This window comes from Edaphobacter sp. HDX4, from assembly GCF_036877565.1.
Classification (GTDB): Bacteria; Acidobacteriota; Terriglobia; order Terriglobales; family Acidobacteriaceae; genus Edaphobacter.
This window is the reverse complement of the sequence record NZ_JAEDXW010000028.1, coordinates 1-14,776: the sequence shown is the minus strand read 5'-3', so window position 1 is coordinate 14,776 and position 14,776 is coordinate 1. Positions and strand designations below refer to the sequence as shown.

12 protein-coding genes are annotated in these 14,776 nt (G+C 61.5%); 8 read left to right on the top strand and 4 right to left on the bottom strand.

Annotated features, from left to right (window positions below; genetic code table 11):
• Positions 1-195 precede the first annotated feature (195 nt).
• Complete coding sequence (locus tag JAO29_RS20270) at positions 196-495, bottom strand: hypothetical protein (RefSeq protein WP_334270091.1); 300 nt, start codon at positions 493-495, stop codon at positions 196-198.
• 9 nt (positions 496-504) lie between these two features.
• Positions 505-1,416 (bottom strand): alpha/beta hydrolase, encoded by a 912-nt coding sequence (locus tag JAO29_RS20265; protein WP_334270090.1) that lies wholly within the window; start codon positions 1,414-1,416, stop codon positions 505-507.
• Between the two features lie 130 nt (positions 1,417-1,546).
• Between JAO29_RS20265 and JAO29_RS20260 the strand changes: the two genes are divergently transcribed.
• Entirely contained in the window at positions 1,547-2,137 is a 591-nt protein-coding gene (locus JAO29_RS20260) for a D-sedoheptulose-7-phosphate isomerase (protein WP_334270089.1), read from the top strand.
• 5 nt (positions 2,138-2,142) lie between these two features.
• Here the strand turns inward: JAO29_RS20260 and JAO29_RS20255 are convergent, their stop codons facing one another.
• Positions 2,143-2,736, bottom strand: coding sequence for a TlpA family protein disulfide reductase (locus JAO29_RS20255; protein WP_334270088.1), 594 nt, complete (start codon positions 2,734-2,736; stop codon positions 2,143-2,145).
• Between the two features lie 168 nt (positions 2,737-2,904).
• Between JAO29_RS20255 and JAO29_RS20250 the strand changes: the two genes are divergently transcribed.
• The 4 genes from JAO29_RS20250 (at position 2,905) to JAO29_RS20235 (ending at position 10,994) form a co-directional block, all read left to right on the top strand.
• Positions 2,905-3,489 carry a hypothetical protein gene (locus JAO29_RS20250; protein ID WP_334270087.1) on the top strand — a complete coding sequence of 195 codons (585 nt, stop codon included), beginning with the start codon at positions 2,905-2,907 and terminating at the stop codon, positions 3,487-3,489.
• Positions 3,490-3,824: 335 nt separating this feature from the next.
• Entirely contained in the window at positions 3,825-5,237 is a 1,413-nt protein-coding gene (locus JAO29_RS20245; protein ID WP_334270086.1) for a glycoside hydrolase family 28 protein, read from the top strand.
• Positions 5,238-5,325: 88 nt separating this feature from the next.
• Complete coding sequence (locus tag JAO29_RS20240; protein WP_334270085.1) at positions 5,326-10,122, top strand: Lhr family helicase; 4,797 nt, start codon at positions 5,326-5,328, stop codon at positions 10,120-10,122.
• A 23-nt stretch (positions 10,123-10,145) separates the two neighbouring features.
• Positions 10,146-10,994, top strand: coding sequence for an Fpg/Nei family DNA glycosylase (locus JAO29_RS20235; RefSeq protein ID WP_334270084.1), 849 nt, complete (start codon positions 10,146-10,148; stop codon positions 10,992-10,994).
• Positions 10,995-11,167: 173 nt separating this feature from the next.
• On the opposite strand, the gene JAO29_RS20230 is transcribed toward JAO29_RS20235, so the two are convergent.
• Positions 11,168-12,040 (bottom strand): TIM barrel protein, encoded by an 873-nt coding sequence (locus JAO29_RS20230; RefSeq protein WP_334270083.1) that lies wholly within the window; start codon positions 12,038-12,040, stop codon positions 11,168-11,170.
• Positions 12,041-12,188: 148 nt separating this feature from the next.
• On the opposite strand from JAO29_RS20230, the gene JAO29_RS20225 reads away from it, so the two are divergent.
• The 3 genes from JAO29_RS20225 to JAO29_RS20215 form a co-directional block, all read left to right on the top strand.
• The gene (locus tag JAO29_RS20225) at positions 12,189-12,974 is read left to right on the top strand and encodes a c-type cytochrome (RefSeq protein ID WP_334270082.1); all 786 of its coding nucleotides are present in this window, start codon (positions 12,189-12,191) and stop codon (positions 12,972-12,974) included.
• A complete protein-coding gene (locus JAO29_RS20220; protein ID WP_334270081.1) occupies positions 12,971-14,551 on the top strand; it encodes an acido-empty-quinoprotein group A in 1,581 nt (526 codons plus the stop codon). Before JAO29_RS20225 ends, JAO29_RS20220 begins: the two co-directional genes overlap by 4 nt.
• A gap of 39 nt (positions 14,552-14,590) precedes the next feature.
• Positions 14,591-14,776: hypothetical protein (locus JAO29_RS20215; protein WP_334270080.1), on the top strand; the 186-nt coding region annotated here is incomplete at its 3' end.

Here is a 14,776-nt window from a genome sequence, read left to right as displayed (position 1 = left end):
GTCTGATAGAGATTTACGTTCGGAAGAGAGACGCACAGACCTGACCGCCCACGGAGAGCGCTTCAAGCTGCACGTTGGCCTTCGCTGCAGCGTGGGAGCAAAGGCAATTGTCGTGGTGCTTTTAATCTACACAAATGGAAGCGCTTCACAAAGCGGGAAATCCACTACTTCCCTGGCCGAAGTGACCTCGCTGGATTAAATATGCCCTTCCGAGGACTGCCTCGCTGCAAGCATCGCTTCCACAATCTGCGCCCACTCCGCTTCCAGATCGCCGCTCGCTGCATTCCGACCCGCCCGACGATACCAGTAGCCTGCATTGCCGGTATCGCCCTCTTTACGGTGCAGATAGGCGTGCACCCACGAGCCGCTGACATCGTCGATCTCCTGGGCTACCTCGTGTGCACGTTCCCAGTCACCCTGTGCATCCCACCACAGTGCCAGCAAAGCCCCATCGAGGCCATGCGGATCCGCTTTCTTGAACTCTGCTGCTGTCATCGCCACATCCTAGGGAGTCGGCGCTGCATACCCGCGCTCCCTCATCCATTTGATGAGCAGGTCCGGCCATACGCTCAGCTGCGGATTTGCGGGGGCCAGTCCCGCACCATGCGCCCCATGCTGGAACATGTGCATCTCCACCGGAACCCCGGCCCGCACCAGCGCCTCGTAGAACATCACGCTGTTCGCCACCGGAACCGTCTTATCATCCGTCGTCGCGAACAGAAAAGTCGGCGGTGTCTGCGGTGTGACCTGGGTCTCATCTGACATCGAGGACACGAGTCCCGGGTCGGGATTGTCGCCCAGGAGATTCCGCTTCGAACCTTGATGCACGGACGGATCGAACATCGTGATTACGGGATAGGACAGGATCAGGAAGTCAGGTCTGCTGCTCTTCTGCTGAATCGGATCCGTCGCACCCGAGTCGCCCGCGTCGAAGTGCGTTCCTGCCGTAGCCGTAAGATGGCCTCCCGCGGAGAAGCCCCACATGCCAATGTGATCCTCGGAGATTCCATACTCCGCCGCATGCGCACGGACCAGACGGATTGCGCGTTGGGCATCGCCCAGTTCGACCGGATGATGGTACCGGGGTCCGAGCCGATAGCGCAGCACAAACGCCGCGACCCCCCGGTCGTTCAGCCAGTGCGCGATCGCAGAGCCCTCCTTCTCCATCGAAAGGTGCTGATAGCCTCCGCCCGGAGCAACCACGATGCCTGTCTTCGTCGGATTCGGAGTTATCGGCAGATACACCGTCAGCTCCGGCTTGTCGGAGTCCTCCGTGCCCAGAGCCCCGGGCGCCCCGGATGGCCACAACAGTACCTCCGGATGCGTCGCCGTATCTGCTGCTGGCTGCAACTGCTGCGCCAAGCCCAGTGGCGACATAGAAACGAGGACAGCAAGACATACCAATATCGATCGCACTCTCGAGATGCTCCTTTGCCTTATTTGCTCCACTGTAACAATTTGCACGCGATTCCCCACCGACGTGGATGGATTTTTCTCTGAAGAATCCCGTACCCTTGCAACAGCAGATCACGGGTCCGGAGAATACATGAAGAGTCTTGTTGAGAAACAACTTGGCCAGTCCATCGCTACCATGCAGGCCACGCTGGCAGATCCGCAGATCGCAGACACCCTGGTCACCATCGCAGAGGTTACAGCGAAGTGCATGCTCGCCGGCGGAAAGCTGATGGTCGCGGGCAACGGAGGCTCCGCTGCCGACGCCCAGCACCTGGTAGCCGAGTTCGTCGTACGCCTGGTGGACAACCGTCCGGCCATGCCGGCTATCGCCCTCACCACCGACAGCTCCATCATGACTGCGGCGGGAAACGACTTTAACTTCGAGTGCATCTTCGCACGGCAGATTGAAGCGCTGGGCCGGCCCGACGACGTCTTCCTCGGAATCTCCACCTCGGGAAACTCGAAAAACATCATCCAGGGCCTGCTTCAGGCCAAAGAAAAAGGCATGACCACCATCGGCTTCACCGGAAACGGCGGAGGAAAGATGAAGTCCATCTGCGACTACAACATCATCATCCCCTCCGACGTGACCATGAACATCCAGGAGTGCCATCTGGCTCTCGAACACATCTTCTGCCTGGCGGTCGAGAAATACTTCTTCGCAGACGCAAGGACACGCTAATCCCTCTACTGACGTTGCGGCGAAGCACCAGCCTGCACCGTCGGCGACTCGCGCAGCAGGCTCTCGACATCGGCCCGGAACTGGGACTCTCTGAGAGCGCCCACGAACGTCCGGGCGACTCGTCCCCGGCGATCCACCAGGATCGTCGTCGGCAGACCATCCATACCGTAAGCCAGCTGCGACATCGGAGCCGTGATCGCCATCGGGTAGGTGACATGCAGCCGGTCAATAAACTGCGTCACTCCCTGTGGAATCTCCATGGAAGCGTGCTCATCGACAGCGACTCCCACCACCTCGAATCCGCTGCCGCCCAACTCATGACTGAGCCGCGCCAGCATCGGAGTCTCTTCCCAGCAGGGGGCGCACCAGCTCGCCCAGTAGTTGATCGCGATCACCTGCCCCCGATGATCTGCAAGTCGCCACGCTCCTCCATGGATCAGCTCCAGCATGAGCGGAGGCATCGGCTTGCGTTGCGCGGCAGGCGTAACTCCTGCTCGGCCTCTCCCGACGAACGCCACAACCAATGCTGCCGCGATCAGCACAGCCAACCCGCCGTACAGGAAGATTTGTGAACTCGTGGAAGGCTTGGTCAGGCGCATCGCTTCTGCCCAATATAGGTCCTGGCACCCGTACGGAGAAAGCAGACCCACACTTCCACATTGAAAATAAAGGAGCACTGCCGACTCCTCGATGAAATGCGGCATCTCAACCACAGGAAGACTTTCAAACTTGCCCTTTGGCTTGGGCTTTACTTTTTAGGAGATCGAATGGAACGCGCCTGCACTCAAAAGACACGAGAGACACGAAAACGACTCAACGCCGCCGGCACAACCGCTCTTCTGCTTGCTTCTCTCTCGATGACAATCGGATGCAACACCAAGAACAAGCCCACTCCACAAAACTTTACCAGGGCCATCAACGCGTATTACCTGGAACGCTCTGAGTGTCTCTTCCCGAACATGAGGTTCCCCTATGCAACGGCGGATCCGGAAGAGACTAAGCAGATGAATGCGCTCGTGCGGGCGCGGCTCCTGGAGTCCAGCTATGAATCTGCCGTAAAGACGACCCGCTACACCGTCAGCAGAACCGGACAACGCTTTGCACCACGCTTCTGCTACGGACACCGTGAGGTCACCTCCATCGACAACTTCACGCCTCCCAGTAAAGGTCCCAGCGGATTCCCCGAGACGGTCGTCAACTATCACTACACCCTCAAGGATGTCCCCGTTTGGGCACAGTCGTCGGATATCGCTGGCGCATTTCCAAAGATGGCCCAGGCGACCACCAAAGATGGTTCCGACAAGATCAGCCTCGCCCAAACGCTCGCAGGCTGGCAGGTGCCGGAGCGGTAGAGGTCTCCCCCCAAGCTCATCCATCCCTCAACGCCTTCGCACGGCGTTGAGGGATTCTTCTTTGGTCGAACCAAACTCCTGTTGAAGGACCGGGGGTTGCCTCTCTCATTCTTGCGGTCTGCCGCACGGCAATCCATTCATCTGGTGCAGCTTGACACGGTTCCGAAGCACCCCCTACGATGTCAGCCGGCCGTCTTCAAACCAGCAACAGATGGCTTACAGCAGACAACCGCACCTCGAGTGGTCAGTCCTATATCTCGGAACATCTCTGGCCTTCGCTCGATGTCAGATGCCCGCCCCAGAACCGCACGCAGCACAACCGGAAAGGCTGACGCATGACCAGACCCACATGGGCTCGACGCACGTTTTTGAAACAGGCTGGCGGCGGAATCGCTTCTCTGCCCTTGCTGTCCGTCCTCCCATCGTCGCTCGCCGCGCAACAGCCGTCCAAACACCACGCAAAAACTCCTGCGACCACCGTCTCCAGGCCCACGGTCAAACTCAACATCCGCGACTTCGGAGCCATCGGCGACGGCACCACGCTGGACACACTCGCCGTGCAGCAAGCACTCGACCGTTGCAGCGTGCTCGGCGGAGGCGAGGTGACAGTACCGCCGGGCGAGTACCTCACCGGAGCGCTCGTCCTCAGGTCCAACACCGTCCTGCGTCTCGACGAAGGAGCCACGCTGCATGGCTCCCCTAATGTTGCAGATTACCCCCTCACGCAAGTGCGATGGGAGGGCCGCTGGATCAAGGGCTATATCGGCTACATCTCCGCCGCAGACTCCGACAACATAACGATTACCGGTAAGGGGAAGATCATCGGCAACACCGCCATCAAGGGGCGCGTCGATCGTCAAACTCAGTTCCGTAATCCCGCGCTCCTTGAATTCACTAACTGCAAAGACGTCACGGTGGAAGACTGCTTTACTCAGCAGAACGACATGTGGTCCATTCACCCCACGTACTGCGAGAACGTCACCTTCCGCAACGTTACGGTGAACAGTGGCGCGGACGGTATCGACGTCGACTCCTGCAGGCACGTCGTGATCGATGGCTGCACCTTCAACACCGCCGATGACTGCATCTCGCTCAAATCCGGCCGTGGCGAAGAGGGCTACACCATCCTTCGCCCCACGGAAGATGTCCGCATCTCCAACTGCACCTTCCATGATCTGCATTGGGCCTGCATCGGGATTGGCAGCGAAACCTCCGGGGGAATCCGCAATGTTCGCGTGGAGCACTGCAAATGCCTCAGCGCCCGGACCTTCGCCATCTACATCAAGAGCCGGCCCGGCCGCGGAGCCTTTATCGAGGACATCACCATGAATGACCTTGAGGTCTCCGGCGCGCAGCAGGGCTTCCTCCGCTTCAACATCCTCAACAGCGGCAAGCAGGACGAGTTCCCCGTCCCCGGCGACGAAGGCATCCCCACCATTCGCAACTTCCGCTTCAGCAATATCCGCGTCACCGACATGCCTACACTGGTCGACGGCGTCGGCATTCATCCGCACAAGCCTCTTGAGGGCTTCTCCCTGACGAACGTCACCGGAACATGCTCGAAAGGGATCTTCCTCGCGAACGTCCATCACGCCGAGCTAAGCGGAATTCATGTCACCGGCTACAGCGGTCCGTTGCTGAACACCTATCAGGTGACTGGCAAAGGACTGACCGGAGCCGTTCCTCTCGACCCTCCAAAGCTCCCTGAACCCATCCAAGCGCCAGCCGAACCCTACCATCTGCATTAGGCGGAGCGGCGGTGGATCGCAAGTGCCTCCAACCGCATCGTAATGAGAGAACATTGCCGCTCAGAAGACAGTAACCTCTTTACCTCGAATGCCTCCTGGTTCACCGAATCCGAAGAAAAAGATCCGCAGAGCCTCCAAAGAGGCTCCGGGTGAGTCTTCGCCCTCACCGGACCCGGCGTCCGTCCTCGACCTCTTTCATCCCATCACAGCCCGATGGTTCACCGCCGTCTTCGAGGGGCCCACGCCTCCGCAGACACAGGGCTGGCCCGCCATCGCGCGCGGCGAATCGACCCTGATCCTCGCTCCCACCGGAACCGGCAAGACCCTGACCGCCTTCCTCTGGTGCCTCGACAAGCTGATGCTGCGGACTCCGCCCGATGCCCCGGCAGGATGTCGCGTGGTCTACATCTCTCCCCTCAAGGCGCTCGCCGTGGACGTCGAACGCAATCTGCGCTCACCTCTTATCGGAATCGCCAATATGGCGAAGCAGATGGACGTCCCCGTCCGCATCCCCGAGATCAGCGTGAGGACGGGCGATACTCCGCAGAAAGACCGAGCCAGATTTCGGCGCCACCCCGGCGAGATTCTCATCACCACCCCGGAGAGTCTCTATCTCCTCCTCACCTCCGAAGGCGGCGAGGCGCTGCGTTCGGTCGAGACCGTCATCATCGACGAGATTCACGCCCTCGTCCCGACCAAACGAGGAGCCCATCTCGCGCTGTCCCTGGAACGCCTGGAGGCACTGACAGGCGATAGGATCCAGCGCATCGGTCTCTCCGCAACCCAGCGCCCTCTCGAAGAGGTAGCCCGTTTTCTGGGTGGCGCCGAGCAGCAGGAGATCACCGTTCGTCGAGCCAAAAAGACGGCGCACAGCGCGGAGATCGAGGCTGAGGCATCCTCCGTCCTGACGGAGATAGAGGGCGACGGCGACGACGCTGCCCTCGGTGCCGGTGCGCCCGCGTACCGTCCCGTGACCGTCATCAATGCAGGGGCCAGAAAGCCGCTGGAGCTGAAGGTCGAGGTCCCGGTGGAAGACATGGCCCGCCTCGGCGAGATCGAGTCGCAGCCCAGCGGGCCTGCCTCCCAAGGCCCGAAGCGGACCTCCATCTGGCAGTCCATCTATCCCCGGCTCATCGAGCTCATCCGCGAGCGCACCTCCACCCTCATCTTCGTCAATGCGCGACGAGTGGCGGAGCGGCTCGCAGGTTCGCTCAACGAGCTGGCAGGTGAGGCGCTCGCCCGCGCTCACCACGGATCGCTCGCGGTCGCCCAGCGCAGCGAGATCGAAGAGCTGCTCAAGGCCGGCCGGATCAAGGCGCTGATCGCCACCTCATCCCTCGAGCTCGGAATCGACATGGGAGCCATCGATCTCGTCATCCAGATTGAAGCTCCACCCTCGGTCGCCAGCGGATTGCAGCGCATCGGACGCGCCGGTCACCAGGTCGGCGCGCCTTCATCGGGCATCATCTTTCCCAAATATCGTGCCGATCTGATCGCCTGTGCTGCCGTCACCCGCGCCATGCATGAGGGCCATGTGGAGTCGACCAGATTCCTCCGCAATCCTCTCGACGTGCTCGCGCAGCAGATCGTGGCTATCGTCTCCCATCCTCCTCTCGGGATCGAAGACGCCGAACGCCGGAGAGCGAAGCGCTCCGAGGAGGAAGAGAGCCCCGGCCTCAGCTACTCCTCGCTCTTCCAGATCGTCCGCAGTGCCGCTCCCTTCGCATCTCTCAGCCAGGGAGTCTTCGATGGCGTCATGGACATGCTCGCCGGACGATATCCCTCCGACGAGTTCGCCGAGCTTCGCCCGCGCATCACCTGGGATCGCAACAAGAACTGGATCACTCCACGCGCGGGCGTAAAGCGAATCGCCATCCTCAACGCCGGAACGATTCCCGACCGCGGAACCTACGGCGTCTTCCTCGCTGGCGAGCGATCCAAACCGGTGCGGGTCGGCGAGCTCGATGAGGAGATGGTCTTCGAAAGCCGAACAGGCGAGACCTTCATCCTGGGAGCCTCCACCTGGCGGATCGAAGAGATCACGCACGATCGCGTCCTCGTCTCCCCTGCTCCCGGCGAAGCCGGAAAGATGCCCTTCTGGCATGGCGATCAGGCGGGCCGCCCGCTTGAGTTCGGCAGAATCATCGGTGCTCTCATCCGCGAGCTGCGCGACGTGCCCCGCGCCGTTGCCATGGCCCGGCTCACCTCGGAGCACGACCTTGAACCACGCGCCGCCGAGAATGTCCTACGCTACCTCGCCGATCAGGAGATCGCAACCACCGTCGTCCCCGACGATCGCAACATCGTCATCGAAAAGGTGCGCGACGAGCTCGGCGACTGGCGCGTCTGCATCCTGACGCCCTTCGGCAGCCGCGTCCACGCTCCCTGGGCCATGGCTGTGACGGCAAAGCTGCGCGCCGCCAACGGCCCCGAGGTCGAGACCATGTGGAGCGATGACGGCTTCGTCCTCCGCTTTCCCGAGAGCGATCAGGCACCGGACATCGAGCAGCTGATGCTCGAGCCCGAAGAAGCCGCCGAGATGGTTCTTCGTCAGCTCGGCTCCACTGCCCTCTTCGCTGCAAAGTTCCGCGAGAGCGCTGGGCGCGCGCTCCTTCTGCCGAAACGCAGGGCCGACGGAAGAAGTCCTCTCTGGCAGCAGCGCAAGCGCGCCTACGATCTCCTCAGCGTCGCCAGCCGCTACGCATCCTTCCCCATCCTGCTCGAGGCCTATCGCGAGTGCATGCGAGACGTATTCGACATGCCTGCCCTGATGGAGCTTCTGCGCCTGATCGCAAACCGTAGCCTTCGCCTCCACACCGTCGAATCGCGCACGCCTTCGCCCTTTGCCTCCGCCCTGCTCTTCAGCTACGTCGCCAATTACATCTACGACGGTGACGCTCCCCTGGCCGAGCGGCGCGCCCAAGCCCTCTCCATCGATCAGGATCAGCTGCGCGAGCTGATGGGCGACGCCGACCTTCGCGAGCTGCTCGATCTATCCGCCATCGAGCAGACCGAGGAACAGCTCCAGGCGCTCGCCGACGGCTACCAGGCCCGCAACATGGACGGCCTCCACGACCTTCTCCTGCGCCTCGGTGATCTCAACCGCGAGGAGCTTCGCCGCCGCACCGTCAGCGAAGAGGTCGCCGCAACCGCGCAGAGGCTGCTCCGCGCCCGGCGCGTGCTCGAAGTGCAGATCGCCGGAGAAAAACGTCTCATCGCCGTCGAAGACGCTGCCCGCTATCGCGACGCCCTCGGCATTCCCCTGCCGCCCGGTCTGCCCACCGCGTTTCTTACCGAAACACCCGGAGCCGCGACCGATCTTCTGCGCCGCTACGCGCGAACCCATGGCCCCTTCACCACGCAGGAGGCCGCCTCACGATTCGGCCTCTCCGCGCGCCCCGTCGAGGCGACTCTCAACTCACTCGTACAATCTGGCCGCATCGTCGAGGGCGGCTTCCGTCCTGGAGGCGTCCACCGCGAGTGGTGCGATGCCGAAGTGCTTCGCTCCATCCGCCGCAAGAGCCTCGCTCGTCTCCGCAAAGAGGTCGAGCCGGTCGAACAGGCGACGCTCGCCCGTCTCTTCACCCGCTGGCAGGGAGTCGTTCAGCCCCGGCGCGGGCTCGATGCTCTGCTTGATGTCATCGAAAACCTGCAGGGTGCGCCCCTGCCGGCCTCCATCCTCGAGACTGAGATCCTGCCTGCTCGTCTGCTCAACTACCGCTCCGCCGATCTCGACACCCTCATCGCCGCAGGCGAAGTCGCCTGGGTCGGCATCCAGCCACTCGGCGAACGCGACGGCAGAATCGCTCTCTATCTCGCCGAGAAGCTTCCGCTGCTGTGGCCCCTTCAGCAGAACCCCGAGCCACCAAGCGAGCGCGAGCAGCAGATTCTCGACTATCTCCGTTCCAGGGGAGCCTCCTTCTTCCAGGATCTGCACGACGGCCTGGGCGGCGGCTATCCCGGCGAAACACTCGAAGCCCTATGGTCGCTCGTGTGGAAAGGCCTCGTCACCAACGACGGTCTCGCCGCTCTGCGCGCCTACTGCGAAAAACCATCCAGCTCCAGGCGTGGTACCCGCCGCGTTCACAACCAGCTCGGCTTCCGCTCTCGCAGAACCATACCGCCCACGGGGCAGGGACGCTGGGCCCTCCAGACTGCCGCCTTCGCAGATCAGCAGCAGCGCGCCACCTCCTGGCGACTCGCCACCGCGCAACAGCTTCTCAGTCGCTATGGGGTCGTATTTCGCGAAACCGCCCACGCCGAAGACCTCCCCGGAGGCTTCTCCGCGGTCTATGACGTGCTCAAGGCGATGGAGGAGAGCGGCAAGACCCGTCGCGGCTACTTCGCCGCCGACCTCGGAGCTACTCAGTTCGCTCTCCCTGCCGCAGTCGACCTCTTGCGCTCTCTCCGCACCAACGAAAATTTGCAGGCCGACCCCGACCGCATGGAGATGGTGCAGGTCGCCGCAACCGACCCTGCAAATCCGTACGGCGCTCTCCTGCGCTGGCCCGCAGGCGGAGATTCATCCTCTTCCCTCACCCGCAGCGTGGGCGCTCGCGTCATCCTCTCGAACGGTTACCTTGCGGCCTATCTGCGGAGGGGCAATCCCAACCTGCAGGTCTTCCTTCCTGAAGATGAGCCGCAGCGCTCCGCCTTCGCCCGTGGCCTCGCAAACTTCCTCTTCGATCGCGTGCAAAACGACGAAGAGGCCGACCCCCGCGCAGGCATGCTGATTGCGACCATCAACGGAACCGCCGTCGCCGAGCACTGGATGGCGCGCTTCCTTCTCGACGCTGGCTTTACCGCGGGCGCAATGGGCTTTAACGTGCGCCGCGGCATGCCTCCGCTCCACGGCACGAGGACTGAAGCCAGACCCAATGCGTAAGCCTTCCTCAGATCGGAGGAGCTGTGCCTGAAGGCGATACCATCTATCGCTCCGCCCGCGCCCTGCAACGCGCCATCGGAGGCCACGTCGTGACTGGCTTTGAAGCTGCGCTCGCTCAGCTCGCACGCGTCGACGACGACACTCCCCTCACCGGTCGCACCATCGAGAAGGTTGAATCACGCGGCAAGTGGCTCCTCATCTACTTCAGCGGGGACCTCATCCTCGCCACGCACATGCTGATGAGCGGAAGCTGGCACATGTATCGCACTGGCGAGCGCTGGCAAATGCCCCGCAGCCGTATGCGCCTCGTCATCACCACAGCCGAGTGGCAGGCCGTCGCCTTCAACGTTCCCGTTGCGGAGTTCTACACCGCGCGGACGCTCGAACGCAGCTCGCAGATCCCTCGGCTCGGTCCCGACATCCTCTCCGAGAGCTTTACCGTCGACCAGGGCATCGAGCGCCTGACCACCTACGCCCGCGCAAGACCGGATGCTGAAGTCGGTGTAACCCTGCTCAACCAGCGCGTCCTCGCGGGCCTCGGCAATGTCTATAAGAGCGAGGTAGCCTTCTCCGCCCAGGTCAATCCGTTTCGCCCCATCGGCACACTCACGCCAAGAGAGATCGAGCGCATGGTCGACCTCTCGCAGCGCTACATGAAGGCCAACGTCATCGACGGCAAAGGCGACGGCATCGTGACGTACTCCGGAAATCGCAGGACCACCCACGCAACGGACCGCAGGGAGCGTCTCTGGGTCTATGGTCGCCATGGACAGGACTGCCGCCGCTGCGGCACGACCATCCTCATGCGGCGGCAAGGAACGCAGGCGCGGTCGACCTACTGGTGTCCGCAGTGTCAGCCCGAAGAGACTTAGAGAAGACACCCCCTATGCACAAGCCACAAAGCTCGTCATGCTGAGCGAAGCGAAGAATCCCTGTATTTCGCCTTTGCTTTTTCGCCTTTGCTTTTTCGCCTTTGCCTTTTCGCCTTTCCCTTTTCGCCTTTCCCTTCCTGGACATCGATGTACCGATCGCTCTGGCAACCGCGTCAGACTGACTTCATCGCCTTGATCGCTTCCAGCCGCGCATTCTTCAGCGTCGTCTGCGGATCGTTCCTGGACATGAACTCCATGCAGATGTAACGGTCATAGTGCAGCTCGGCCAGCTTGCGATAGATGTTGTCGTAGTTAACCTCACCCGTTCCCGGCTCGTGCCGTCCAGGCACATCCGCAATGTGCACTAGCCCGACCTGATCGATGTTCTTTTCGAGCTTCTCTATCAGGTTTCCTGCCTGCTTCTGCTCATGGTAGAAGTCATACAAGACTTTGACGCGCGGACTCCCGACAGCTCGCGTAATCTCGAAGCCCTCGGCAACGCTGGGCACTGCCTCCTTCGGATACTCCAGCAGATCGATCGGCTCCAGCACAATCTCGATCTGTTCCTTTTCAAGCAGATCGGCAGCATACTTCAGCGAATCCACGATGGCCGCGCGTTTCTCCTCCGGGCTCTGCCCTGGGACCCTCGTGTAGGCCGTGTAGATAAACTGCTTGCACCCCAGCTCCTTCGCTCCGGGAACCGCCTTCATCAGGTCATCGTGCAACGCCTGACGCTTGGTATGGTCGGCCAGGGCATTTCTTCCGGGCACCGCGCTGTCCACCTCAATCCCCAGCGCGTGCTGCTTGGCGAGATTGCGCTTCCACTCCTCCGGAGTCCAGCTCTCGTACTCCTTACCCACCTCCACGCCGTTGAAGCCTGCACCCGCGGCCAGATCCAGCTGCTGTTCAAATGTGAGTCCCTTGGGAAGCGTCCACAACATGATCGAAAACTTGTGACCATCATTGTTCGTCTTCTCGGCGGCCGCCTGTGCAGCGAAGACTTCTTTAGCCGGCAGCAGTGAGGAAAGCGATGCTGCTATAGACATTTTTTGAAACTCTCGACGATTCATCCGTTCTCCAGTGCTAGCGAGCAAGTATAAAGGTAAACGCAGGAAATGCCATGCGCCACGACGATTTGAAAAAAACCTCTGGCGTGATCCATCGTACGAGTCAGAGCACTCGGAGTGAAATGAATTGAAGAAGCTACTTTCGCTGCTTGCGCAGCTCACCTCGTTCCTATGCATTTGGGCCGTCCCTTCTCACGCCCAGTTTCCCCGCTCCACCGTCAACCCCGAATCGGCAGACCGAGGATCGAAGATCTACGCCGCGCAGTGCGCCCGCTGCCATGGCGAGAGTGCTCGCGGAACGCCCACGGGCCCGGACCTTCTTCGCTCTCTCGCAGTCCTGCACGACCGGCGCGAGATGCTGTACGGCAAGGAGCTTGGCCCCATCCTGGCGAAGGGACCGAACCACGACTTCAAATTCGATGAAAAGCAGCTTGCGGATATCTCGCAGTTCCTCACGCAATCCATCAACAGCATCCTTCGCAGCGGATACAACGCCCAACCCACCAACCTGCTGAATGGCGATGCAAAGGCTGGCGAAGCCTACTTCAACGGCGCCGGTGGATGTAACAAGTGCCACGCTGCCACGGGCGACCTCGCTCACGTCGGAACCCGCTACACACCCGCGGCGCTGCAACAGAAGTTCCTCTTCCCGAACTATGGTCTCTTCCTCAAAAAGAAGCCGCAGGTTACTGTCGCTCTTCCCTCCGGAAAGTCCTACACCGGCGACCTGCTCCGCATCGATGACTTCACAGTCTCTCTTCGTGAAAAATCCGGCGATACCCGAACCTTCAACCGGACGCCGAAGATCAAGGTGACGGAAGACGATCCCTACACCGCGCACGTCGAGTTGCTCGACAAGTACACCGACGCTGACATTCACAACCTGACGACCTACCTGGCCACGCTCAAATGAAGATTCTTACCGCATCCATTCTTGCTCTTTCCTTGTTGCCGTCCCTGTCTCATGCACAGGTGGACTCCAGTACGTCCCCTGCCGCTCTCTCCAGCCTCAAAGACAGCTGGCCGACCTACAACGGCGACTACTCCGGCCGTCGCTACAGCCCGTTGACCAAAGTCAACACCACGACCGTAAAAAACCTCTCGCTCGCCTGGACCTTCCGCGTCGAGACCAACACCGGCGGCGGCAGGCGAATCTCCGCAACCCCGCTCGAAGTCGACGGAGTTCTCTACTTCACCGTCCCCAGCCACGTCTGGGCCGTCGACGCGCGCAACGGCCGAAAGCTATGGCAGTTCGACTGGGCCAGCAAGGGTGGCGAGACCATCGGTAATCGCGGCGCTGCCGTCAAAGGCGACACCGTCTACTTCGAAACGGAAGACTGCAACCTCGTCGCCATAGACATTCACACTGGCCGTGAGAAGTGGCACGCCTCCATCGGCAATCCGGATCAGTTCTACTTCGGAAGCGTCGCTCCCGTCATCGTCAAAAACCACGTCATGGTCGGCATCAGCGGAGACGACTTCGACAATCCCGGCTATATCGAAGCACACGACCCCGAGACCGGAGCGCTGCAGTGGCGGTGGTATACGCACCCCGAGCCCGGAACTCCCGAGGCAAAGACCTGGCCCAACGACGAAGCCATGATGCACGGCGGCGGTATGACCTGGGTAGCGGGAACCTACGACCCCGAACTCAATCTCTACTACTTCGGCACCGGCAACGCGCAGCCCGTCATCAACGGCCTCGCCCGTCCCGGAGCCAACCTCTACACCTCAACCATCTGCGCCCTCAATCCAGACACCGGCAAGCTCGTCTGGTACTTCCAGCCCAACCCACACGACACCCACGATTGGGACGCCGTACAGACACCCGTGCTGATCGATGGCGTCATCAAGGGCCAGAGGCGCAAACTGCTCGCACAGGCCAGCCGCAACGGCTGGTACTTCCTGCTCGACCGCACCAACGGAAAGAATCTGCTCAGCACGCCCTTCGCCAAGCAGAACTGGACCCTCGGTGTGGACGACAAGGGCTCGCCCATCCCGAATCCCGAGAAGATGGCACACACCAACGGCTCTCTCGTCGCGCCCAACCAGGCCGGGGCCGCCAACTGGTATCCGCCGAGCTTCAGTCCCGCCACTGGCCTCTTCTACGTTCCAGCCTACGATGCCTACAGCGTCTATTACATCTACGACAACAACAAAAAGCCCGAAGGCTGGGCCGGCAACGATCGCGGCGGATGGACCCAGGCCTCACTTCGCGCCCTCGATTACAGGACCGGCAAGGTGCGCTGGAACCATCAGTGGCCCAGCTCCGGCGGGCGCTCCGGAATCCTCACCACCGCGGGCAACCTGCTCTTTACCGGAGACACAACCTCCAACCTCGTCGCGTTCAATGCAACCACCGGCGCCATCCTCTGGCACGCCGGCCTGGGCAGCATCGTCAGCAACGGCCCCATCACCTATGAACTCGACGGCCTGCAGTACATCGTCGCCTCAGCCGGAGACACCCTCTACGGCTTCATTCTGCCCTAACCACTCCAAGGGCGTATCGACAAGTTGATCTGGGTGCTTGTGATCCGGAAGACACGAACTCAAAGAGAGGGAGGTGTCATCCTGAGCGAAGGCGCAGCCGCAGTCGAAGGATCTGCGGTTGCGCCCGCAGGCACAATCGTTCCCTCAGGCCCCACTCACCGTCCTGAAGAACCGCAGCAGATTCCCGCCCCAGAACTTCCTGATCCGCTCCTCACCGTAGCCCCG

Excerpts from the sequence above, each read along its gene's own strand:
- JAO29_RS20245 (WP_334270086.1), top strand. The coding sequence starts at position 3,825 with ATGACCAGACCCACATGGGCTCGACGCACGTTTTTGAAACAGGCTGGC.
- JAO29_RS20250 (WP_334270087.1), top strand. The coding sequence starts at position 2,905 with ATGGAACGCGCCTGCACTCAAAAGACACGAGAGACACGAAAACGACTC.
- JAO29_RS20255 (WP_334270088.1), bottom strand. The coding sequence starts at position 2,736 with ATGCGCCTGACCAAGCCTTCCACGAGTTCACAAATCTTCCTGTACGGC.
- JAO29_RS20230 (WP_334270083.1), bottom strand. The coding sequence starts at position 12,040 with ATGTCTATAGCAGCATCGCTTTCCTCACTGCTGCCGGCTAAAGAAGTC.
- JAO29_RS20220 (WP_334270081.1), top strand. The coding sequence starts at position 12,971 with ATGAAGATTCTTACCGCATCCATTCTTGCTCTTTCCTTGTTGCCGTCC.
- JAO29_RS20260 (WP_334270089.1), top strand. The coding sequence starts at position 1,547 with ATGAAGAGTCTTGTTGAGAAACAACTTGGCCAGTCCATCGCTACCATG.
- JAO29_RS20240 (WP_334270085.1), top strand. The coding sequence starts at position 5,326 with ATGCCTCCTGGTTCACCGAATCCGAAGAAAAAGATCCGCAGAGCCTCC.
- JAO29_RS20270 (WP_334270091.1), bottom strand. The coding sequence starts at position 495 with ATGACAGCAGCAGAGTTCAAGAAAGCGGATCCGCATGGCCTCGATGGG.